The following is a 22880-nucleotide window of genomic DNA, read 5'->3' on the forward strand; positions in this document are numbered from 1 at the left end:
ATTTTCTTCACCCCAGCCAGAAAAGCTGACCGGGGTCCCCGATTCCCGATCTCTTCGTCACTCGTCGTCTCAGTGGACTAGCTACAGTTCTCTCCTCACCCTCGACTCGTAAAAATCTGCTCCCGGCGCTGACGGTACGAGTTTGATGACACACCCTCAAGCCATTTGTCACGTTCTAAACCCGGTGTGTCAGCAGAAGTACCAACACAATCAGGACGATCAGGCCGAGGCCGCCACTCGGGTAATAGCCCCAGCCACGGCTATAGGGCCATGCTGGAAATGCGCCGAACATCAGGAGAAGCAGAACGATCAGAAGAATCAGCATAAAAAACCTCCATGAAGATCGATGAGGTAGATGCCGAACATGCGCATTTGGGCTGCCCTGGCGTATATCTCGCTAAATACAGGTAGCTAAAGCAACAAAAATGCCTCTATGGGACTCTTACTTCCCGCGAATGCCGCGCAATAGTGCGGATTTTTGACGACGAAAGGGAGGACACAACAATGTTTCTGGTTCTGGCAATCATCCTGGTTCTTGCGTGGCTTGGTGGATTTACGCTAATGCACGTCTCCGGATTCTTGATCCATCTATTGCTGATCTTTGCGGTGATCTCGCTGATCATGCACTTCATCGGCGGGTCGCGTAAGGCGGTATAAAAGCGCATCCGGTAAAGCATTTTTTCCTGTAGGTGTAGTGTAGGGCTTCTGCATCTATGGGCGTTTTCCTCAATGAAAACGCCGCTGCACACCACTTACGGGCGACCCAGCAACAGGGAAAATGCTCTAAAGAAGAAGGCCGGGCGCTTGCCCGGCCTTCTTGCTTCGCTTATTGAGGCTTACTGGTGGGTGACGACCGGCTGAACGGTCTCGGTAAGCGGGACCCCAAGGGCATCCGGTGTCTCTTCCTTCAGATCCGGAAGCTTGCCTTCCAGGGCGATCTGCAGCACCTCATCCATGTTCTCGACAAAATGCATCTTCATGCTGTTCTTCAGCAGGTCGGGCAGGTCGGCGAGGTCCTTCCGGTTATCCGCCGGGAGGATCGCTTCAAAGATGCCGGCGCGATGTGCGGCCAGCAGCTTCTCTTTCAGGCCACCGATCGCGAGCACCTTGCCGCGCAGCGTGACCTCTCCCGTCATGGCGACGTCCCGGCGTACCGGAATCTTCGTCAGGGCAGAGGAGAGTGCCGTTGCCAGCGTAATGCCGGCCGACGGGCCATCCTTGGGGATGGCGCCTTCGGGCACGTGCACGTGGATGTCGATGTTGCGATAGAAGTCCTTGCTGAGGCCCAGGTGATGCGCCCGCGAACGAACATAGCTGAGGGCCGCCTGTGCCGACTCCTGCATGACGTCGCCGAGCTGACCGGTGGTGGTCAGCTTACCCTTGCCGTCCAGGACCTGTACTTCGGTCTGCAAAATGCTGCCGCCAACCTCGGTCCAGGCAAGACCGGTGACCAGGCCAACCTCGCTCTTCTCCTGTACCTGCGACTCGCGGAACCGGGATACGCCCAGGAAGTCGGAGAGGTTGTCTTTCGTTACCTCTTCCTTGTGCTTTGGCCCATTCTTTACGACGCGGCGAGCTACCTTGCGGCAAACATTTCCGATCTCGCGCTCCAGGTTACGAACACCGGCTTCGCGGGTGTAGGAGCGGATAATGTCCTGCAGAGCATCGTCAGAGAATACGACCTGCTTCTCGGTCAGCCCCGTACCCTCGCGCTGTTTCTTGAGGAGGTACTGCTTGGCAATCTCAAGCTTCTCGATATCGGTGTAGCCTGACAGGCGCAGAATCTCCATGCGATCCTGCAGAGGGCCGGGGATCGTATGCAGCACGTTGGCTGTCGCTACGAAGAGCACCTGCGAGAGGTCGTATTCGACATCCAGATAGTGATCCTGGAAGCTGTTGTTCTGCTCCGGATCGAGGACTTCGAGCATGGCCGAAGCGGGATCGCCGCGGAAGTCAGACGCCATCTTATCGATCTCGTCGAGCATGATGACCGGGTTCTTCGTTCCGGCCTTCTTCATCGACTGAATGATCTGGCCGGGAAGGGCGCCGATATAGGTACGGCGGTGACCACGAATCTCAGCCTCATCGCGTACGCCACCCAGAGACATACGAACAAACTTGCGTCCGGTGGCTTTTGCGATTGACATGCCGAGCGATGTCTTACCGACACCCGGAGGTCCGACAAAGCAAAGGATCGAGCCCTTCGGATTCTTCACAAGCTGACGCACAGCCAGGAACTCGAGAATGCGGTCCTTGATCTTATCCAGTCCGTAGTGATCCTGGTTGAGGACCTTCTCCGCATGCTCGATGGAGCGGATCTCCTTGGACTTCTTCTTCCACGGCACAGCGAGCAGCCAGTCAAGGTAGTTGCGCGAAACAGTCGACTCGGCGGACATCGGCGGCATGGCTTCAAGCTTCTTGAGCTCTTGCGTCGCCTTATCGAAGGCTTCCTTCGGCATGCCTGCGGCTTCGATCTTTTTCTTCAGATCATCGAACTCGCTCTTCTCGCCGCGGCCCAGCTCCTTCTGAATCGCCTTGATCTTCTCGTTGAGGTAGTACTCTTTCTGGGCGCGCTCCATCTGGCGCTTCACGCGCGACTGGATGGTGCGGTCCATGTTCAGCTTTTCGATCGCGGTCTCGAGGGTGTCGGCGACGCGCGACAGACGCAACTCCGGTGCGAAGACCTCCAGCAACTCCTGCTTCTCATCGATGCGAAGCTGCAGGTTGGCTGCGATCATATCGGCCAGCTTGGCGGGCTCATCTAGGCGAACGCTGGCGGCCATGGTCTCGTAGTTCAGTGACTGCTGCAGCTTGACGTACTGTTCGAAGAGCGAGTGCACCTTCTGCACCAGGCCTTCTACCTGCGGAGTCATTTCAAGCTGTGTGCGGCCGGTGCGCAGCGTGGCGACGAAGAAGCCGTCTTCGTCATTGAGTTCGGTGGCGCGGGCGCGTTCAATGCCTTCTACCAGCACCTTGATGTTGCCATCAGGCATCTTGACGCTTTGCACGATGTTGCCGATGGTGCCTACCTGGTAGATATCGTCGGCGCTGGGATCGTCTACCGTGGCGTCATGCTGTGTCGCCAGGAAGATGCGGCGGTCGCCGTTCAACGCCTCTTCCAACGCGCGTACGCTGGACTCGCGGCCGACGACGAACGGAGTCATCATGTGAGGGAAGATGACCATATCGCGTATGGGCATCATTGGCAGCTTTTGAACCTCGCTGCTTAGGACTTCTTTCGAGCTCATATCTGTCATTCCTCCCATTAGACGCGCCAGGGCACAGCTGAGATGCGGTACTGGTTCCGCGGCGTTCCGATGATTGTAATTCGCTTTGCCTTAACATGCGGGGCAAGTCGCTTTGTTGAAGTGAAAGAAAATCGCCGTGGCTTGAAAGAGCCACGGCGATGGGTACGAAAGTGTAGAAGAACAGGCTATTTAGAGAGAAATGCTCTAGCCGGCTTTTTCCAGAGGGAGAGAGGTCGTCAGGTCGCGGTTTTTCACCATCTCCGCCGTGATCTCCAGCTCCTTGATCTTCTTGTTGCCAGGCACGTTATACATCAGATCGAGCATCAGCTCTTCCAGGATCATGCGCAAACCGCGGGCGCCGACCTTGCGGGCAAGAGCCTCCCGCGCAATGGACTGTGCCGCCTCGGCGGTGAAGGTTACCTTGACGCCCTCGTACTCAAACAGCTTGGAGTACTGCTTCAGAATGGCGTTGCGCGGCTTGGTCAGAATTTCGATCAGTGCTGCTTCGTCCAGCTCGTCCAGAATGCCAAGCACCGGCAGACGACCGATGAACTCGGGAATCAGTCCGTACTTCAGCAGATCCTGCGGTTCAGCCTGACGCAGCAGCTCGGTATCACGCTGCGCGCGGATCGGTGTAATGTCGCCGGCAGGCGTCTCCGGCTCGGTCAACGTCTTGAAGCCAAGGGCTTTCTTGCCTACGCGGCGTGCGATGACACGCTCTAGACCGACGAATGCTCCGCCGCAGATGAACAGGATATTCGTGGTGTCGACCGCGGTGAACTCCTGATGCGGATGCTTGCGTCCCCCCTGCGGGGGAACGTTGGCAACGGTGCCTTCCAGAATCTTGAGCAGCGCCTGCTGAACACCCTCGCCCGAAACATCGCGGGTGATGGAGGGGTTTTCGTCCTTGCGGCCGATCTTGTCGATCTCATCAATGTAGATAATGCCGCTCTGGGCACGCGCTACGTCACCGTCCGCCGCCTGCAGCAGCTTCAGGATGATGTTCTCAACATCTTCACCCACGTATCCGGCTTCGGTCAGCGTAGTCGCATCCACGATAGCGAAGGGAACATCCAGCATCTTCGCCAGGGTCTGCGCAAGCAGCGTCTTGCCGGAACCGGTAGGGCCTACGAGCAGGATGTTGGACTTCTGCAGTTCAACATCGTTGCCGCGCGTCCGGTTCATCTGAATGCGCTTGTAGTGGTTGTAGACAGCGACTGCAAGCTTTTTCTTGGTAAGGTCCTGGCCGATGACATACTCATCGAGAAAGGCCTTTACTTCATGGGGCTTGGGCAGGTGCGCTGGAGCTGCGCCTTGCTGCTTTTCACCACGGTCGTCCTCGAGGATGGAGTTGCAGACCGCAACACACTCATCGCAGATATACGCGCGGGGATAGTCAGAAGGAGAAGAGATCAGCTTGGCGACTGCGTCCTGCGACTTATGGCAGAACGAGCAACGTAGGGATTCGTCTGAGCCCCGTGATGTTTTCATCGGTAAGGCTACTCCTGGTTACAACGGGACGTGCTGGGGAACTTGTTGTCAGTTTACACCCGTTTCGCATGTCCCTTTGGAAACGGGTATCGACCTTATTTCCCATAACCAAAATGGGAAAAACGCCCGGGACGTCTCCCCGGGCGTCTCACTTTACGCCGATTGGGTTTGCATTTCAAATCAACCGCGAGTGCGATCAATAATATCGTCGATCAGACCATAATCCTTGGCCTGCTGGGCGCTCATGGTGAAGTCACGGTCAGTGTCGCGCTCGATCTGCTCGAAGGTCTGACCTGTGTGGCTTGCCATGATGGTATTCATGCGCTCACGCAGACGAAGAATCTCGCGGGCATGGATGTCGATCTCCGTCGCCTGCCCCTGAATACCATGGCCCATGATGAGCGGCTGGTGGATCAGGATGCGAGAGTTGGGCAGAGCAAAACGCTTGCCCTTGCTGCCGGCCATCAGAAGAAATGCGCCCATGCTGGCTGCCATGCCGATGCACAGAGTCTGCACATCGTTCTTGATGTACTGCATCGTGTCGTAAATCGCCATGCCGGCGCTGACTGAGCCGCCGGGCGAGTTGATGTACAGCATGATGTCCTTCTCCGGGTCTTCGCCAGAGAGGAACAGCAACTGCGCAATGATGACATTCGCGATCTGATCGTCGATCGGCGTCCCCAGGAAGATGATGTTGTCGCGGAGCAGACGACTGTAAATGTCATAGGCGCGTTCGCCACGACTCGTCTGCTCAATCACCATGGGTACAAGTCCCATACTTCTCCTCTTCTCTACCTGTAGTGGCGCCAGGGGCGCGGGTTGATTGCCTACGAAGCCAGCTTGTCGTAGAGCACGTTCCCAGTCTTTTCGCGACGAAGTTGTTCCCGGATTCTATTGAGGCCGCCATCCGACGTCAAACGCTGCTTCAATTGCTCCAGCGGTTCACGCGACTGGATGGAGAGAATCAGAAGCTCGCGATCCACATCCTCATCGCTGACTTCAACGTTCTCAGTTGCGGCAATCTTGTCCAGAATGAGTGATGCCTTGACCTCACTGACAGCCTGATCACGCTGTGCGGCGCGCAGGCGACTGAAGTCGAGCTTGCGCATGTCTTCGGCCTTCATGCCCTGGGCTGCCAGGGCGCGCAGGCCGCGATCCAGACGGGCATCGATCTGCTGCTGTACAAACGACTCCGGAACGGGGAATTCAAACTTTGCGATCAGCTCTTCGACCAGCTTCTCCTTGGCCTCGTTCTCGAGCGCGTGCTTCTTGCGATCGGCAGCATGCTCACGGAGTTTGCTGATGAACTCATCCCAGGTCTCGTAGTCGCCAAGCTGCTTGGCCAGATCATCGTTCTGCTCCGGCAGTGTCTTCTTTTTGATGGCCTTGACCTTGACGTCATAGCTGACGGTCTTACCGGCGAGGCGGGGCTCACCGAAGTCGGCAGGGTATTCGACTTCAAGAACCAGCTCGTCGCCCGGCTTCTTGCCCTGCAGTGCATCACTGAAGGCAGGAAGCGTGTTCTTGCCACCGAGCTCTACCGGTACATCTTCACCGGTGATCGGCTCTGACGGAGTTACGTTCTCCAGACCCTCTTCGCCGACTGTCTGTGCCAACGGCTTGATCTCGCCGGTGAAGCTGATCTCGGCCAGGTCACCAGTCGTCAGGGTACGGTCGTCCGTAACCGGCTCAATGGTTGCCTGCGAGTCCAGAGCGCGATCGAGCTCAGACTGATATTCCTCTTCGGTCAGCTCAACGGACGGCTTGGCTACCTTTACAGAGTCGTAGCCGGTGATGTCGATCTCGGGCAGCACTTCAAAGGCAGCCTTGAACTTCAGTGGCTGACCCTCGAACAGGGTCAGCTCAACGATCTGCGGCTGCGAGACCGGGTTGACGTTCTGCTCTTCAAGCGCGAGACGGAAGCGCTCGCTGACAAGCTGCTCCATGACCTCCTGGCGAACGTCCTGGGCAAACTTGCGTTTGATGACGTTGGCAGGAACCTTGCCCGGACGGAAGCCCGGAATGCGAGCCTGCTTCTGGAACTTGCGGACAACCTTATCGAATGCAGCGTCAACAACCTCGACCGGCGCTTCCACCGAGATCTCGCGCGTGAGATCGGGATTCAGCACCGGGCCATGATCATGATGATGGTGCGCATGGTCGTGATCGTGATCATGGTCGTGGGTATGATCGTGCGCTGCAGCTTCGGTGCTCGGGGTCTCGCTCTGAGGCGTCTCCGCCGCGTTCAACTCGTTGGTCTCAGTAGGGGTCAAAACAGTGCCTTCCAGGGTTTGAAAATCTCCGTCGCGGCGCCGGGTCAGAGGACCACTCGACGCGCAGAAACGACTCTCTCTATCCTAGAGCATTTTTCCTGTTGCTGGGTATCCCGGGAGGAGCGTGCAGCGGCGTTTTCCATTGCGGAAAACGCCCATAGATGCACAAGCCCCGCACTACACCTACAGGAAAAATGCTCCTAGGGCCGCGCCGGAACGGGGTCAAACGTGGAAGCATCGTTGGCCGCCTTCACCTGCGTTGATGGGATGAACAACTCCATGCGGACCCTCCATTGCAGGGTCTTCCCGGGCGCCAGCATAAGGTCATTCGCATTTTCGGCATCGAGCGGCTTGCCGGAGGAATCGTTCGGATTAGCGACCGCTGAAACCACAATCCAGTTCTTTCCAGAGGGGGCAAGCACCCGTATGCCATTGATGGAAGCGGACATACCTACGACACGCAGGCCATAATCGATCGCCGGATCGCGGAGTTCCACAGTTGGTCCGTTGTCGAAAAGGGAGGGCTTCGGATTGACGAGAGTGACGTCGAGCTCCTGTGTCCCGAGTGCTTTGCCCTGGCGGGCATTAAAGCCGTCGGAGGAGCTGCTGAGATTACCCGCGGTCGACGTTTTAGGAAGACGCACGGTGGCTTGTGCGCGATTGCCGCTCGGGATGGCGAACCGGGGATACCACCCGGCGCTCACAGGAACCGGTTCGGAACCGGTGTTGGTTGAGGAGATCAACAGATCGATCGCCCTCCCGCTTAGCAGGGTCGATACGGTTACCTCTAGTTTGCCGGGCCAGTGGCCGCCGAAGTTGCCCGTCTCATAGGTCGCTCGTCCTTCACTTCCATCCGGCATGGTGTTGATCTGCGGGATCGAGGTGCTCATCAGGCTCAGCAGGCCGAATCGGGCCATCGGTGGCGCGGCCGGATGATCAGGATCGATCGCGACAGGCAGGGAAATGCTCTTCCCGTGTACGTTGACGGCGAGATTCTTTCCGTCGGCACTGACGGAGCCGGCAAGGGGGTTGACAAAGGGAACAAGAAAGGCTGCTCCGGCGGTCGCATTGGCTTCTCCATGACTATCCGCACCTGTTCCTGTCATCAGAGCTGCGATCTGGCTGAGAGGGGGAACATTGAGAAGCTCCGTTTCGCCACGGCCGGGCAGGTACGCCTTGATGGATGCGATGTCCATACCGCGTCCGGGAAGTACAGTGATCGCGGTAAACTCGGGGACCTCGCCGCTGTAAGTCTGAAGGCGCTTCAAGGTCAACGCCTCCTGGCCGCCAAATTTGGGGGGAGCAGGCGGAGCCGGTACGGAGTCGTCTGTGCTGGCCAGACGCTTCAACGCCGCGGCGCCTTCACCTCGCTTGCAACCAAGACCTGGGAACAGCAACCAGCTTGAGAGGGTAAGGGCGATCAGGCCATGTCGCAGCCCATTCCGCCGAGGAGTCTGAAGACGAAAAACCTGAGAACCAGTGCTGCGGGGGGCAGGGAAGATTTCGGACAAACCGTTGCTCTCCTCGTACATAACTTCCGGCTAGTATACGCAGCCCGATCCCGGGGCTATCTAGGGTGTGTCATCTAACTCCTGTCGTCAGCGTTGCGAGCGCAAATTTGTTCATACGAGGCAGAGGCCGAAGGCTGTGGCGGGTCCACAGTCGAGGTCGATAACGAAGTATGGGCGAATTTGCGCCGCAACCCGGAGGGCCGGGGCAGATTTTCCCGATCTCTTCGTCACTCGTCGTTCCAGTAGACCAGCTACAGTTCTCTTCTCATTCCTCGATCTCGAAAAAATCTGCTCCCGGCGCTGATGACAGGAGTTTGATGACACACCCTAGAATCGCCCTGCGCGGATTGCACTATTCTTAAAGCGGATCTGTCTTATGTCTTCTCGTTTATCCCGTTTATCGTTGCCCGTGCTGGATCAGGTTGTTCAGTCAATTGTTGCCTGCGAACGGTGTGAGCGGCTTCGTACCTACTGCAAGGGAATTGGAGAGACAAAGCGGCGCGCTTATCTGGACCAGACCTACTGGGCCAAGCCGGTGCCCGGATTCGGAGACCCCAGAGCACGGATCCTGATTCTCGGGCTGGCGCCGGGCGCCCATGGCGCCAACCGTACGGGGCGCCCTTTCACGGGAGATGGTTCCGGAGACTTCATGTATCCGGTACTGCATGCCATGGGGCTGGCGTCCAAGCCGACGGCAGCGCACCGTGACGACGGTCTGAAGCTGAAGCACAGCTATATCGCGTCCGTAGTGCGATGTGCGCCGCCAGGCGACAAGCCTACACCGCAGGAGATTCGGAACTGCTCACCGCATCTCACCGCCGAGATTGCCTCGCTCAAACGGGTAAGGGTTGTCGTTTGCCTGGGGAAGATTGCCTTTGACGGTTATCTGGCTCACCTGGTTAATACCGGTGAACTTGCAAACAAGCGAGGCTTCAAGTTCGGCCACGGAGCAGAGTATGTTCTGCCGGGCGGCGTGCACCTGATCGCGAGCTACCACCCTTCGCTGCGAAACACGCTTACAGGAAAGCTGAATGCCGCGATGTTTTCCAAGATCTTTATCCGGGCCAGGGGACTGGCCGGATTGGATAGAGCATTTTCCCTGTAGGTGTAGAGCAGGGTTTCCGCATCTATGGGCGTTTTCCGGAATGAAAACGCCTTTGCACACTCTTGTCGGGCTACCCACCAACAGGGAAAATGCTCTAAGTGACACGCCCTAACGTCGCATCGCAGTGACGGCGTGGCGGGTGAGGGGCTTCTTCCGAGTGATGCGCCGGGGCGTCAGCGTCATACTCTCCAGACTCGGCAGTTCACCGGTGGATGTCGATTTTGCAACCTTCTCGCGCCCGCCGCGAAAGGCGAGCACTACTGGGAGCCCAATGAGCACGAGGTACAGTCCTACCTGAAAAACATCTTGCATGGCTGCACTGTACGTCCAACTACGGCGGCCGGACTATATCGTTCTGAGAAGGAGCACTCGCGTGGATATTGGCGAGCCTGATGCTAGGGCACTATCCCTGTTGCTGGGTATCCGTGAGGGGTGAGCAGCGGCGTCTTCATTGCGGAAAACGCTCTAGTTTTTACCGCCGGCGCGAACGGCAACAATAGCAGGGCCGATGAGCATAGCAACAAAGACTGCGCCAAGAATGAGGTCGTGCGTCATAATGGTGGTCCTTTCGGGGGGTGCTGCTCAGTGGCCCGGGAGAGAATGATTAGAACAATCTAAGGATGTACTGTCATAGTACATATCGCCATTCCACCTTTTGGGGAGCGATGCCACAAAGGTGGATGGCCCAAAGGTGCTATTTCGGTAGCGGACTTCGAGAGCTGACCCTTTTCAACGAACCAACCTCTCTGAAACTTCGTCCATCACAGTAACCAGGGATATGACGTTCCCGAACCGTGCAAGAAAGGGAAAATATTATGAGCGCTAAAGGAATCTGGATCGCATTTGGAATCGGCGTCGCTGCCGGCGCGACTGTGGCGCTGTTGTATGCTCCTCAGTCCGGCGACCGTACCCGCCGCCAACTGAGGAAGGGCATCGATGATGCAGGAGATTATCTTGAGGACGCGGCCGATTATCTTAAGGGGCGTGCCGATAAGGTTGCGAAAGAGTCTCAGAAGCTCTACAAGAAGACTCGTTCGCAAGTAGAAGATGCCATCGATACGGCAGGCGATGCCGTCAATGCGGCAGTCAAGTCTGTCCAGACACTGATGTAAAACCAATCCGTCTGATTGCAGGACCCCGGGTTCACGCCGGGGTTTTGTTATTCCGGCGGACCGACAGTCACCACAGAGTAGGAGACCCGTGTCTTGCCTGCGTTCGCCACATAGTGACGATCTCCAGCGACGCATGGAGCATTTTTCCTGTAGGTGTAGTGTAGGGTTTCTGCATCTCAATGAAAACGCCGCTGTACGCCCTTCCGGAATACCCAGCAACAGGAAAGATGCTCTAGCCCTACATCTCCGACGTTGAGCAGATGCGGCGTTCCGTTGATGTTCAGCTCCAGTGTGCCTTCGGTGATGAGCCAGATCTCGCTATGCAGATGGGTGCCCACGGCCTCGTGTATCTGACCCCGGTTCAATCGAGGTAAAGTGGCTCTCCAGCCGGATGTTGCCTGCCTTCAGCAGTCCCTGGCTCAGGATCGGCCCGGAGGTTCGTCCGGCTTGCGGCGTCGGCTTCAGGGCTCCTCGCTTGTAGCCTCCGCTCACCAGTTCTTTCAGTTCGGCTGCTTCGGCGGTTTCAGTTATCGTCAGACCCGCCAGCAGCGCAGGCAGAAGCGTTCCGAGTTCGCGCCGATTCATCGAGTATGGCCTCGGCTAGGCATTTTCCTGGAAAAATGCTCCAACCAAACCTATCAGAAAAGCAAAAAGCCCCGGGAAAGTTCCCGGGGCTTTTCGGGTTGGAACGCAGGTGTTATGGGATTGAGAGAGCTGCGCCGGCAAGCTTCTCTTCGCCTTCTGACGAAACCGGGCGATAGAAGAGCTTGTCGCCTTCGAGGTAAACCTCCAGGAATGCGGGCCGCATGGTGATGTTGCCTGCGATCAGCGCCTCGGAGAGCGGGTCCTCGATATAGCGCTGCAGCGCGCGGCGCAGAGGACGCGCACCGTAGGTGCGGTCGGTCAGCGTCTTGTCGAGAATCCACTTCTTCGCCTCGTCGGTGACCGAGATCGTGATCGCCTTGTGCACCAGGTTGGTGTTCAACTGCTGCACCAGGAGCTCCAGGATCTGCATCAGGTCGCTGTCGCTGAGCGCCGTGAAGACGATGACCTCGTCCAGACGGTTGAGGAACTCGGGGTTGAAGGTACGCTTTACCTCGCCCTTCACCAGCTCTTCCATCTTTTCGAGCACGACATCTTCCTTGCTCGACTGGAAGCCAAGTCCCTCACGCTTCATCAGGTGCTTGGCGCCGATATTCGACGTCATGATGAGGATCGTGTTCTTGAAATCGACCGTATTGCCGAGACCATCGGTCAACTGGCCGTCTTCAAAGACCTGCAGCAGCAGGTTGAAGACGTCCGGATGCGCCTTTTCGATCTCGTCGAGAAGGACAACGGAGTAGGGCGAACGCTTCACCCGCTCGGTGAGCTGGCCACCCTCCTCGTATCCCACGTATCCCGGAGGCGAACCGATCAGCTTCGACACGGAGTGCTTCTCCATGAACTCCGACATATCGAACCGGATCAGCGACTTCTCGCTGCCGAAGAGGAACTGCGCCAGGGTGCGCGCCATTTCCGTCTTGCCGACGCCGGTCGGTCCCAGGAAGAGGAAGCTTCCGATCGGGCGTCCGGGGTTCTTCAGGCCGGCACGCGAGCGACGAATCGCGCGGGCGAGGGCGCTGATGGCCTTCTCCTGCGAGATAACCCGCTTGTGCAACTCCTGCTCGACACGCAGCAGCTTCTGGGTCTCTTCTTCCTTGATCGCCGTGATCGGCACGCCAGTCCAGCGGCTGACGACATCCTCGATGTCTTCGCGGGTAACGATGCCCGAGGAGGAGTCGTCCAGATGGTACTTGTCGCGCAGCGTGCGCAGGTTCTCACGCTCCTTGCGTTCTTCGTCGGAGTAGAAGCGCGCCTTCTCGAACTCGTGGTTCGCGATGGCGTTCTCCATCCGGTGCACGATGAACTTGATGCGTTTCTGCACCTCGGTGATCTCATCCGGCAGGGAGGTCTGCTTCAGCTTCACGCGGGCGCCTGCCTCGTCGATCAGGTCGATGGCCTTATCGGGAAGGAAGCGATCGGGAATATAGCGGCTCGAGTGCGAGACGGAGAAGGTGATCGCGTCGTCGGTGTAGCTGACGGCGTGGAACTTCTCATAGCGCTCCTTGATGCCCATGATGATCTTGATGGCATCTTCCTCGTTCGGCGGGGGAACTTTGACGGCCTGGAAACGACGCTCGAGCGAGCGATCCTTTTCGATCGATTTGCGGTATTCCGCCGGCGTGGTTGCGCCGATGCACTGAATCTCGCCACGGGAGAGCGCCGGCTTCAGGATGTTGGCGGCATCGAGTGAGCCTTCGGCCGATCCGGCGCCGACGAGAGTATGCAGCTCATCGATGAAGACGATGGAGTTCTGATTCTCCATCAGCTCCTTCATGATGGTCTTCAGGCGCTCTTCGAACTGGCCGCGGTATTTAGTGCCGGCCACGATGAGTGAGAGGTCCAGAGACAGGACGCGCTTGTCCGCCAGGAAGCTGGGCACGTCGCCGTCGGCGATCTTCTGTGCCAGGCCCTCGACGATGGCGGTCTTGCCGACACCGGGTTCGCCGATCAGGACCGGGTTGTTCTTGGTGCGGCGGCACAGGATCTGGATGACGCGGTCGACCTCAGCGTCACGGCCGACCAGCGGATCGAGCTGGGCGTCCATGGCGGCCTGGGTCAGGTCGCGCGAGAACTCGGCGAGCATGGACTGCTCACGCTGCTGCTGCTGACGCTGCGCTGGTTTCTCCTGGGTGGTGCGCTGCAGCTCCTCGCGGATGGCTGGCAGCCGCAGGCCGCGCTCCTGCAGAATCTCAGCGGCAAAGCACTTTTCTTCGCGAAGCAGACCCAGCAAGAGGTGCTCCGTACCGATGTGCTTATGGCTCAGACGCTCTGCTTCCTCAGCGGCATAGGCCAAAACGCGCTTGCACTCGTTGGAAAGGGGTAGGTCAACCGAGGTCGAGACCTTCTCCCGAATCGTCGTATGTCCTTCAATCTGCTTGCGAATGGATTCAACTGAGGCGTGCGACCGCAGAAAACGGTTCGTCAGCGCCTTATCTTYGCGGAGCAGACCCAGCAACAGGTGCTCCGTCTCAATGTAAGGTGACCCAAACTGACTGGCCTCGTACCGGGCGAAGAAGATCACCCGCCGTGCTTTCTCCGTATACCGTTCGAACATGTTCCCCCTGCAGCTCACCGGATATCCCGGCAGTTAATCCGCCGGAGACTCGCGGTGCCTTCGGTACTTCAGACCATCACCGAATCAGTTATTTGATGCGGTGACACTCAGGTTGGGTGCCGCTCAAACGTCGGAACACCGCCCACATCTACTACTTCCAGTAGTGTAGCCGCTTGCCTAAAACCCTACTGGATGGCAACTTACCGCCCACAATACCAGTAAACGGCTGCACCATCTACTGTGAAAATCCGGTTACCTAACCCAAAGTGCCGACACAATTCCCAACTCAGGAAAAGTCCGCGGATATAGATATGGACGCGGGCTTCACCCCAAATGTGATGAACGTGAGGCTTGACTTTTGATTTGACAGAAAATTCATAGCGATGGCAACATCTCGACATAACCGCAAATCAAAAGGGCTCCTGAGAAAGTGCATCCGCTTTTCTGGTGAGGTGTCTTTCGCCGGAGCTACGAGCCGTCGCCGGGAACATCCCGGACTGTTGTGACGCTGTACCGAAGTGAGCCGTGCTCCGCGAGGAGCAGGGTGAAGTCGATCGTCAGTCCCAGGCAGTGCAAGCAGTTCCTCGTTTTATCGGTACAACCGAAGTCTTTTGCGTGAGGGTTCGCACCTTCCTCCCCGTGGTGTCTGGCCGCTGCGGCCAGGAAGAAGCCGGCTTTCACGCTTTCGCTGACGCGCGCCTGAACGTCCCGTCCTGCCCTTTCTGGCGGCCACGGGCGCGAGCAGATGTGTCTCTACCGCTTTGCCAGGAGGATTCCGTGATTGCTCATCTGTTTCGACTCCGTGCCGTCGTTGCGCTGTTCGCCGTAGCGTTGTTTTGTACCTCTGCGCTTCCGGCGCAGACCAACTATGGCGGTGTTCGCGGTCTGGCGACCGATGCCACCGGGGCGGTGGTGGCTGGCGCCGTCGTCACGCTGACCGACGAAAGCACCAACATCTCTCGTTCGGCCGTAACGACCAGCGCCGGAGAATATACCTTTGCTGCCGTCGATCCTGGAAATTACTCCGTGACGATTTTGGCGCCGGGGTTCACCAAGCTGACACAGACGCATGTCCTGGTCACGATTGGGGTTACAACCACCGTCGATATGGGGATGAAGACGGGTTCGACGGCGGAGAGTGTGGAGGTCACGGCGGATGTCCCCATGATCGATACCGCCTCCGCCTCCAACGGCCAGACCTTCGATCAGCAGAAGCTGCAGACGCTGCCCAACATGGGCCGAAACCCGTTCCTCTTCACGAAACTCGATACGAACGTCACTTTTACCGGAGATCCACGTTTCGTGCGTTTTCAGGATCAGTCCGGCTCGTCGCAGCTTTCCATCGCGGGCGGCCCGACCGGGACCAACAACTACCTTCTGGACGGTGTTCCGATCACAGACTCCACCAACCGCGCCGTGATTATCCCTTCGCTTGAAGCGACGGGAGAGATGAAGCTTCAGGCAAACACGTTTGACGCGGAAATGGGAAGAACCGGCGGCGGTATGTTCAATACCTCGCTGAAGTCCGGCTCAAATACACTTCACGGCACTCTGATGGGCCTGACCCGCCAAACCAACTGGACCGCCAACAGCTGGGCTTACAACCGTACTCCCTACGTTGTGAACGGTGTTACGGTGGCTCCGCAGACACCTCGCGGAGCGGCTGAATGGTATAGCTATGCCGGCGCCCTCGGCGGTCCGATACGTATTCCTGGTTTATATAACGGAAGGGATCGCACCTTCTTCTGGGTGGCCGAAGAGGGATATCGTCAGCGTTCACCGCTCTCCAGTACCGGCGCCCGGTTTCCAACGGCGCTGGAGCGGACCGGCGACTTCAGCCAGAGTGGCCTAACGCTGTATGACCCATACGCTGCGCCGACCGGAACGAATCGTACCGTCATTATTCCGAATGCGAAGATTCCTTCTTCCTATCTGTCTCCGGCTGGCTTGAAGGTTGCCGCAGCTCTTCCGCTGCCGACCACGACTTCGGCGACGGGTAACAATACTTTCGGCAACGATACTCTTGGGGATCGCGCTGATGAATTCAGTCTGAAGCTTGATCACCAGATCACAAAATGGTGGGGAGCGGCGGCTTCTTATCTTCACTATGGCTCCAAAGAACCATCGGGTAACGTCTACCAGATTCCGTACTCGACTGCGAACCTGCTATATCGCAAAGTTGACGCGATTAATGTAACGAGCGTGGTCACACTGAGCCCCACTATGGTGCTGAATGCAGGATGGGGTTTCAACCGGTTCCCGAACGAGACCAAACGTATCCATACGGGCTATGACCAGACGCAGCTTTTTCCGTCGGCGTATGTTTCACAGCTCAGCTCGAAGACCTTCCCTACGATCACGACCTCGGGAGGAACGACAAGTGTGCTGGGAGGCAGCGATTCGGGTCCATCCGATTACTTCTCGCGTAGCTTTGTCGTCGGTTTGTCCAAGAGTTATGGAAAGCACACCTTCAAGACTGGCTATGTCTTTCGCTCGATCTCGAATGTTCTCTGGAGCACGAGCTCGGGTGGCGGTTCCTTCACCTTTACCGGCGGATATACCAACTCAACCAACGTAGCCAGCACGGCGACCGGAAAGGTGGGGTCCGATATTGCGGACATGCTGATGGGGCTGCCGAACTCAGCCAGCCTGGGAGTTACGCCTGGATCCTTCCAGTTCAACACCAAGTACAACGCGGTGTATGGCCAGGATGACTTTCGCGTGAACCAGCGTCTGACGCTGAATATGGGAGTCCGTATCGAAATGGAGCCTGGCTTCCACGAGGCGAACGACAGGCTGACGATCGGGCTGGATCCGCTGGCGGTTTACAACTACGGATCGCTGACTAATTTGCGCGGTGGTGTTCAGTATGCAGGCGTCAACGGCGCAAAGACCTATACCAGCAACTACAGCTCGTTCAAGGTGGCTCCGCGCGTCGGTGTTGCCTACGGCATTTTGCCGAAGATGACGGTGCGCGGCGGCTTTGGCGTCTTCTTTGCTCCCTCCAGCTTCAGTCCGACGACTAACTATTCTCCAGGGTATGCGCCTTCGGCGTCTTACAGCGGTCCTTCGGGTGTTGCGGCGCTGCCGGCGAACTCTCATCCGCTCGATGCTCCGCAGAACCTCTACAGTGCTTCAGCGCTCGTGCCCTCCGGTAACACGCTTGGATATGCGGCGGGCATCGGTGGAAGTCTTAGTTTCATTGATCCGGCGCGACGTTCGCCGTTCGTCTATCAGTACTCGGCTGATATTCAATACGAACTACCGGCCGGTTTTGCTCTGAAGGTCGGCTATGTCGGAGCTCACGGCCGCGACCTGGCCAACAGCTTTAACTACAACCAGATCTCCTCGCAGACACGCGCAGCGAATGGATTTGCCTATGTTTCCGGTCCCGATGCCGGCGTAAAGACCGCAGCAGCCGCGCCGAACTCTGCGAACCCAATCGGAAAGGCTGGTGAATACAATGGTGTTTCGTCCGGGCTGGCAACTACGGTTACGAATCCCTACTACATCTCTGGCGGGAACGGCTTGCTGGCCCGAACCACGATTACGCGGGCACAGTCGCTGCGGCCGTTTGCGCAGTTCACGGATGTCACGTACGCGTCTTCTCTGGGGGGCACCCGCTATAACTCGCTCGCAGTGAAGGTGCAAAAGCGCTTTACTCATGGCTTGACCATGATGGCAACCTATACCTGGGCGTCTTCGTGGGACAATCTCTGGGGTGCGAGCAGCTCTCTCACCAGCTCCGGCGCGGGTCCCCAGGACACTGGCAATCTGGATATGGAGTGGGCGCGTTCGACGACCGGTTCTCCCCGGCGATTCACGCTCAATGGAACGTACGAGCTGCCATTCGGGCGCGGACGCCAGCACATGGCTAACATCAACCGCTTCATGGATGCCATCGTCGGCGGATGGAACTACAACCACGTCATGATCGTGCAGTCGGGTTCGCCCCTCGCGGTGACGCAGACCAGTGGTAGCACGGACGCAGGCTACGGCGCACAGCGTCCGTCTTTTGCTCCGGGTGAGGATGCTCACAGCGTATGCAGTGGAGGATCGCAGTTGCAGCGTCTGTATGCCAATAAGTTTATGGCTACGGGTGCCTACGCCTATGGCAATGTGCCGCGTACGCTGCCGTGCCTCGGACCTGGGTACTTCAACTCGGACATCTCCGTAAATAAGAAGTTCCACGTTACCGAGCGGGTGTCTGCGGAGTTCCGCGCGGAGGCGCTCAACGCATTCAACACTGTGCAACTGGCTGCGCCCGGCTCAAGCAATATCACCAGCGGTAGCTTCGGTACGATCAACTCGCAGATTGGCTTCAACCGCCTGATCCAGATGGGCGGAAGAATCCAGTTCTGACATAGGAAATGTCGCCGCCCTGGACGGCTCCGCTTTAGCGGAGCCGTTCCGCTGTTTGCGGGCGAGGCTTTGTGTAAAGATGGTTCCACCATGGGCCTTCTGCTGAAGAACGGTGAGATCGTTACGGCGACAGAACGTTATGTCGCCGACGTCTATGTTGAAGGTGAGACCATCGCCCGCATCGGACAGAACCTGGATGCTTCTCCGGGCGTCGAAGTGATCGATTGCACCGGCAAGTTCATCTTTCCGGGCTTCATCGATCCTCACGTCCATATCTATCTACCCTTCATGGGAACCTTCGCGCGAGACACCTATAGGACTGCCTCGGTTGCCGCGCTGACAGGCGGGACGACGACTCTGATTGAGATGTGTTGTCCCTCACGCGGTGAGGATGCCCTGGAAGGGTACAAGCTCTGGAAGTCGAAGGCAGAGGGGCAGTCGGCATGTGACTATGCCTTCCACATGGCGGTCAGCCGCTTTGACGAGGGAACGGCGGCACAGCTGCGCGAGATTGTTGCCGACGGAACCACGAGCTTCAAGATATTCCTCTCCTATAAGAACTTCTTCGGTGTGACCGACGACGAGATGTACCAGACATTGAAGCTGGCGCACGAGTTGGGTGTGATCGTCACCGCTCACTGCGAGAACGCGGAGCTGGTGGGACGTTTGCAGCAGGAGCTCCTCTCTGAAGGAAAGACCGGGCCGGAGTGGCACGAGCCCAGCCGTCCTGAAGTCGTGGAGATGGAAGGGACGACACGCTTCTGCGCCTTCCTGGAGACGACCGGAGCCCGCGGATATGTCGTACATCTCTCGTGCGTGCCTGCGTTGAAGGCGGCTTCCGACGCGAAGAAGCGCGGTGTCAAAGTTTCCGTCGAGTCGGTGCTGCCGCATTTTCTGCTCGATAAAACGATGGCGGAGCGGCCTGGCGTCGAGGGCATGAAACACGTCATGTCGCCTCCGCTGCGGCAGAAGCACAACCAGCAGGCATTGTGGGAGGCGCTGGCGGCAGGTGAAGTCGATACGGTTGGAACCGATCACTGTCCGTTCACCATGGAACAGAAGCTGATGGGAAAGGACGCGTTTACCGCGATCCCCAATGGCATTCCGGGTGTGGAAGAGCGTATGCCGCTGATCTATACCTATGGCGTAAGCCGGGGAAGTCTCACTCTGAACCGGTTTGTGGATGCGCTGAGTACRAGACCGGCAAAGCTCTTCGGGCTCTATCCGAAGAAGGGAACCATTGCCCTGGGGAGTGATGCTGACTTGGTGGTCTATGACCCTGCCTATCGCGGTACGGTTTCGGCCAAGACACACAAGACCAACACGGACTACAGCGGCTTTGAAGGTTTCGAGGTCGATGGCCGGCCCTCCCTGGTGACAGTGCGCGGCGAGGTACAGGTTCGCGATGGGGAGTTTGTGGGAACAATCGGCCGGGGGCAGTTCCTGTGCCGGAAACCGGAGCTACCGCATGCCGATTAATCCGCAACGCATGCTTGCCGACCTGCGGGAGCTGCGCTCGCTGACCGCTGATGAGGACGGGGCTCAACGTGTGGCGTGGACGCCTATCTGGTTGAAGGCCCGGGCCTGGTTCTACGAAAAGCTGAAAGCAGTTCCGGTCACGCAGCATCTGGATGCTGCCGGGAATAACTGGGTGACGCTTCCGGGCAAGAGCGGGAAGACGCTGGTTCTTGGCAGCCACCTGGACTCCGTTCCGAACGGCGGATGGCTCGACGGCTGTCTCGGTGTGCTGTGTGGGCTGGAGATTCTGCGTGGTGTCAATGAGGACTACGACGGCAAGCCGCCGTTTACCATTCGGCTGGTGGATTGGGCAGACGAAGAAGGCGCGCGCTTTGGCCGCAGTCTGTTCGGTTCATCCGCCTTCGCCGGAACGCATACGATCGGAGCCGATCGTGTTCGGAGAGACCGTGACGGCGTCACGCTGGAAGATGCGTTGCGGAAGTGTGGTGTCGACGTTGAGAAGATTGGTGGCGCTTCCGTCGAGCGTGGCGACATAGCCGCGTATCTCGAGCTGCATATCGAACAGGGACCGGTGCTGGAGCGCCTGGGGTTACCTCTCGGTGTTGTGCTTGGAACGAAGGGCGTGGAGCGACATGCGATCGCCTTCCATGGGCAGGAGGCGCACTCGGGATCGACTCCGATGGGAGATCGCCGGGATGCTTTGGCTGCTGCCGCCAAGCTGGCGCTGGAGATTCGCTCCATCGCGGGCAGGCATGCGGATGCGGTGTGCACCATGGGCAGCGTGAAGACCTTTCCCGGCATCGTGACGGCGGTGGTGGGTAGATGCGAGGCGACACTCGATCAGCGCGATCTCGATGCCGATGTCCTGGCAGGAATGTATGCCGATGCCAAAGCCGCCAGCGAGCGGTTTGCCGCGGAGGAGCGCTGCACGGTGGAGTGGTCGAAGATCTGGAATATCGAGCCGATTCCGTTTCATCCCGAGTTGATTGCGCTGTGCGAAGAGGCGGTCCGCGAGATTTCGGGGACGTCGCATCGCATGCCTTCCGGCCCGCTGCATGATGCGGCGGAGGTCTGCCGTGCCGGCATCCCAACCGTGATGATGTTTGTCCAGTCGCTGCGGGGGATCAGCCACAACAAGATCGAAGACACCCGGGCCGAACATCTGGAGATGGCTGCTCTGGCCTTCGACCGGCTGGCGCGTAAGACGCTGCGATGGATGGCGAGCGCGTGAGATTTGAGCTCTTTATTGCTGCACGATACTTACGTGCGAAGCGCAGGCAAGCCGTTATCGGCATCATCACCGGGATCTCGGTTGCCGGGGTCGCCGCAGGTGTGATGTCGCTGATTATTGCGCTGGCTATCACCAATGGCATGCAGCGCGACCTGCAGGATCGCCTGCTCAGCTCTACGGCGCACGTGGATCTGATGCGGATCGCTTCCGACGGCATCTCCGACTGGCAGAGCCTGCTGGCTCGTCTTAAACAGCAGCCGCATGTCACTGCCGCTGCTCCTGGACTCTATGGGCAGGTGCTGGTCTCCCGCGGCGCGAAATCCGGGGGCGCTCTTATTAAAGGAGTCATCCCAGCAGACGAGCGCACCGTCAGCGGCCTGTTGCAGCAGGTAAATCAGGGTTCGGCCGTGGCGCTAGAGAAGCAGGGACCGATCGCCGTCCCGCCGATTGTCATCGGTAAAGACCTGGCGGAGACCATTGGCGCTGCGGTCGGGGACACGGTGCTCGTGACCAGCCCGCAGGGAGGTCTCACGCCGATCGGGATCGTACCGAAATATCAGCGGTACTCGGTCGTCGGCATCTTCCACTCCGGCTTCTACCAGTACGACTCCAGCTATACCTTTATGCGGCTGGCGGATGCGCAAAGACTGTTCTCCGAGCCTGATCTGATTTCGGTCATCAGCTTTAAAGTGGATGACCTTTACAAAGCCAACGAGATTGGGCGCCAGATCGAGGCAGCCGCCGGGCAGGGCTTCCAGACAACCAACTGGATGGAGCAGAACCGTGAGCTCTTCCGTGCCTTGAAGCTTGAACAGATTGTGACGTTCATCGTCCTCGGGCTTATCGTGTGCGTCGCCGCGCTCAATATCCTGATCGCTCTGACCATGATGGTGATGGAAAAGACCAAGGACATTGCCGTCTTGATGAGCTTTGGAGTCCGTGCCGACCAGATACGCCGCATCTTCCTGTTCCAGGGGTTGTTGATCAGCGTACTGGGAACCGTCATCGGCCTGGTGCTCGGTTACGGGCTCTCTGTCTTCGGCGGCCACTATCGGTTCCCCCTCGATGCATCGGTTTACTCGATCGATCATCTGCCGTTCGCGCCCAGCATCACGGATGGGCTTCTGGTCTCAGCGGTATCGCTAGGCGTCTCGCTGCTGGCGACGCTCTATCCTTCGACCTCGGCGGCGCGGGTCCTGCCGGCGGAGGCGTTGCGATATGAGTAAGACCCTGCTCGATGTTCGAGGGCTTTCCAAGTCCTACGCCACGGGGCGGGGCCGCCTGGATCTGTTCCGCGAGCTCTCTTTCGAGGTGGCGGAAGGCGAGATGGTCGCCATCGTCGGCGAGTCGGGGGCGGGGAAGTCGTCTCTGCTGCACTTGCTGGCGGCGTTGGATAAACCGGACGTCGGCGAGGTGTACCTCGGTACTACCCGCGTCGACCAGCTCAGCCTGCGGGAACAGGCTGAGTTCCGCAACCGGCAGATCGGTTACGTGTGGCAGTTTCACTACCTGCTACCGGAGTTCACCGCGGAGGAAAATGTTGCCATGCCGTTGCTGGCGCGCGGGACGGCCAGGGCGGAGGCGATCTCGGCGGCTCGGCGCTGGCTCTCCGAGGTGGAACTGGGGGACCGGTTCAGCCACCGCACGGGCGAGCTCTCGGGCGGTGAGCAGCAGCGTGTCTCGCTGGCCCGGGCTCTGGTGACGCAGCCCAGGCTGTTGTTTGCCGATGAACCGACGGGCGATCTGGACAACAGGACCGCCGACGTCGTCTTCAGCCTGATTCAGCGGCTACACAAGGCGCACGGCCTGACCTCGGTTCTGGTGACGCACAATCTGGAGTTTGCGGGGCGGTGCGATCGTATTCTGCGGCTGCGGGACGGCGGACTAAGTCAAACTCCGGCAACGGTATAA

16 protein-coding genes are annotated in these 22880 nt (G+C 58.4%); 8 read left to right on the forward strand and 8 right to left on the reverse strand.

Translation table 11 applies throughout. The annotated features are described in order from the left end of the window. Positions 1 to 175 precede the first annotated feature (175 nt). On the reverse strand, positions 176 to 325 hold the full coding sequence (locus AB4Y89_RS01745; RefSeq protein WP_442299192.1) for a DUF3309 domain-containing protein: 150 nt from the start codon (positions 323 to 325) through the stop codon (positions 176 to 178). Between the two features lie 179 nt (positions 326 to 504). On the opposite strand from AB4Y89_RS01745, the gene AB4Y89_RS01750 reads away from it, so the two are divergent. Then, positions 505 to 657 (forward strand): lmo0937 family membrane protein, encoded by a 153-nt coding sequence (locus tag AB4Y89_RS01750; RefSeq protein WP_442299193.1) that lies wholly within the window; start codon positions 505 to 507, stop codon positions 655 to 657. Positions 658 to 836: 179 nt separating this feature from the next. Here AB4Y89_RS01750 and lon read toward each other — a convergent pair whose 3' ends face one another. The 5 genes from lon to AB4Y89_RS01775 all read right to left on the reverse strand — a co-directional run bounded on the left by lon (position 837) and on the right by AB4Y89_RS01775 (position 8523). Next, a complete protein-coding gene (gene lon, locus AB4Y89_RS01755; protein ID WP_442299194.1) occupies positions 837 to 3248 on the reverse strand; it encodes an endopeptidase La in 2412 nt (803 codons plus the stop codon). Positions 3249 to 3452: 204 nt separating this feature from the next. Then, the gene (clpX, locus tag AB4Y89_RS01760; protein ID WP_442299195.1) at positions 3453 to 4739 is read right to left on the reverse strand and encodes an ATP-dependent Clp protease ATP-binding subunit ClpX; all 1287 of its coding nucleotides are present in this window, start codon (positions 4737 to 4739) and stop codon (positions 3453 to 3455) included. 180 nt (positions 4740 to 4919) lie between these two features. Further along, on the reverse strand, positions 4920 to 5516 hold the full coding sequence (clpP, locus tag AB4Y89_RS01765) for an ATP-dependent Clp endopeptidase proteolytic subunit ClpP (RefSeq protein WP_147647957.1): 597 nt from the start codon (positions 5514 to 5516) through the stop codon (positions 4920 to 4922). 50 nt (positions 5517 to 5566) lie between these two features. Continuing rightward, positions 5567 to 7012, reverse strand: coding sequence for a trigger factor (gene tig / locus AB4Y89_RS01770; protein WP_442299196.1), 1446 nt, complete (start codon positions 7010 to 7012; stop codon positions 5567 to 5569). Between the two features lie 200 nt (positions 7013 to 7212). Continuing rightward, positions 7213 to 8523: a hypothetical protein gene (locus AB4Y89_RS01775; RefSeq protein WP_442299197.1), complete on the reverse strand. Its 1311-nt coding sequence runs from the start codon at positions 8521 to 8523 to the stop codon at positions 7213 to 7215. A 376-nt stretch (positions 8524 to 8899) separates the two neighbouring features. On the opposite strand from AB4Y89_RS01775, the gene AB4Y89_RS01780 reads away from it, so the two are divergent. Together AB4Y89_RS01780 and AB4Y89_RS01785 are read left to right on the forward strand one after the other, a co-directional pair. Continuing rightward, on the forward strand, positions 8900 to 9628 hold the full coding sequence (locus AB4Y89_RS01780; protein ID WP_442299198.1) for a uracil-DNA glycosylase: 729 nt from the start codon (positions 8900 to 8902) through the stop codon (positions 9626 to 9628). An 815-nt stretch (positions 9629 to 10443) separates the two neighbouring features. Next, a complete protein-coding gene (locus AB4Y89_RS01785; RefSeq protein WP_442299199.1) occupies positions 10444 to 10740 on the forward strand; it encodes a YtxH domain-containing protein in 297 nt (98 codons plus the stop codon). A 318-nt stretch (positions 10741 to 11058) separates the two neighbouring features. On the opposite strand, the gene AB4Y89_RS01790 is transcribed toward AB4Y89_RS01785, so the two are convergent. Both AB4Y89_RS01790 and AB4Y89_RS01795 read right to left on the reverse strand, forming a co-directional pair. Further along, complete coding sequence (locus tag AB4Y89_RS01790; protein ID WP_442299200.1) at positions 11059 to 11325, reverse strand: hypothetical protein; 267 nt, start codon at positions 11323 to 11325, stop codon at positions 11059 to 11061. 112 nt (positions 11326 to 11437) lie between these two features. After that, positions 11438 to 13897 carry an ATP-dependent Clp protease ATP-binding subunit gene (locus AB4Y89_RS01795; protein ID WP_442299201.1) on the reverse strand — a complete coding sequence of 820 codons (2460 nt, stop codon included), beginning with the start codon at positions 13895 to 13897 and terminating at the stop codon, positions 11438 to 11440. A gap of 777 nt (positions 13898 to 14674) precedes the next feature. Here AB4Y89_RS01795 and AB4Y89_RS01800 point away from each other — a divergent pair. The 5 genes from AB4Y89_RS01800 to AB4Y89_RS01820 all read left to right on the forward strand — a co-directional run bounded on the left by AB4Y89_RS01800 (position 14675) and on the right by AB4Y89_RS01820 (position 22880). Further along, entirely contained in the window at positions 14675 to 18259 is a 3585-nt protein-coding gene (locus AB4Y89_RS01800; RefSeq protein ID WP_442299202.1) for a carboxypeptidase regulatory-like domain-containing protein, read from the forward strand. 90 nt (positions 18260 to 18349) lie between these two features. Beyond that, positions 18350 to 19738: a dihydropyrimidinase gene (gene hydA / locus AB4Y89_RS01805; protein WP_442299203.1), complete on the forward strand. Its 1389-nt coding sequence runs from the start codon at positions 18350 to 18352 to the stop codon at positions 19736 to 19738. Then, complete coding sequence (locus tag AB4Y89_RS01810) at positions 19728 to 20969, forward strand: Zn-dependent hydrolase (protein ID WP_442299204.1); 1242 nt, start codon at positions 19728 to 19730, stop codon at positions 20967 to 20969. Before hydA ends, AB4Y89_RS01810 begins: the two co-directional genes overlap by 11 nt. Then, entirely contained in the window at positions 20966 to 22195 is a 1230-nt protein-coding gene (locus tag AB4Y89_RS01815) for an ABC transporter permease (protein WP_442299205.1), read from the forward strand. Before AB4Y89_RS01810 ends, AB4Y89_RS01815 begins: the two co-directional genes overlap by 4 nt. Then, positions 22188 to 22880, forward strand: a complete 693-nt coding sequence (locus tag AB4Y89_RS01820) for an ABC transporter ATP-binding protein (RefSeq protein ID WP_442299206.1) — start codon at positions 22188 to 22190, stop codon at positions 22878 to 22880. Before AB4Y89_RS01815 ends, AB4Y89_RS01820 begins: the two co-directional genes overlap by 8 nt.

Source organism: Terriglobus sp. 2YAB30_2 (genome assembly GCF_052114765.1).
In the GTDB taxonomy this organism is placed as follows: domain Bacteria; phylum Acidobacteriota; class Terriglobia; order Terriglobales; family Acidobacteriaceae; genus Terriglobus.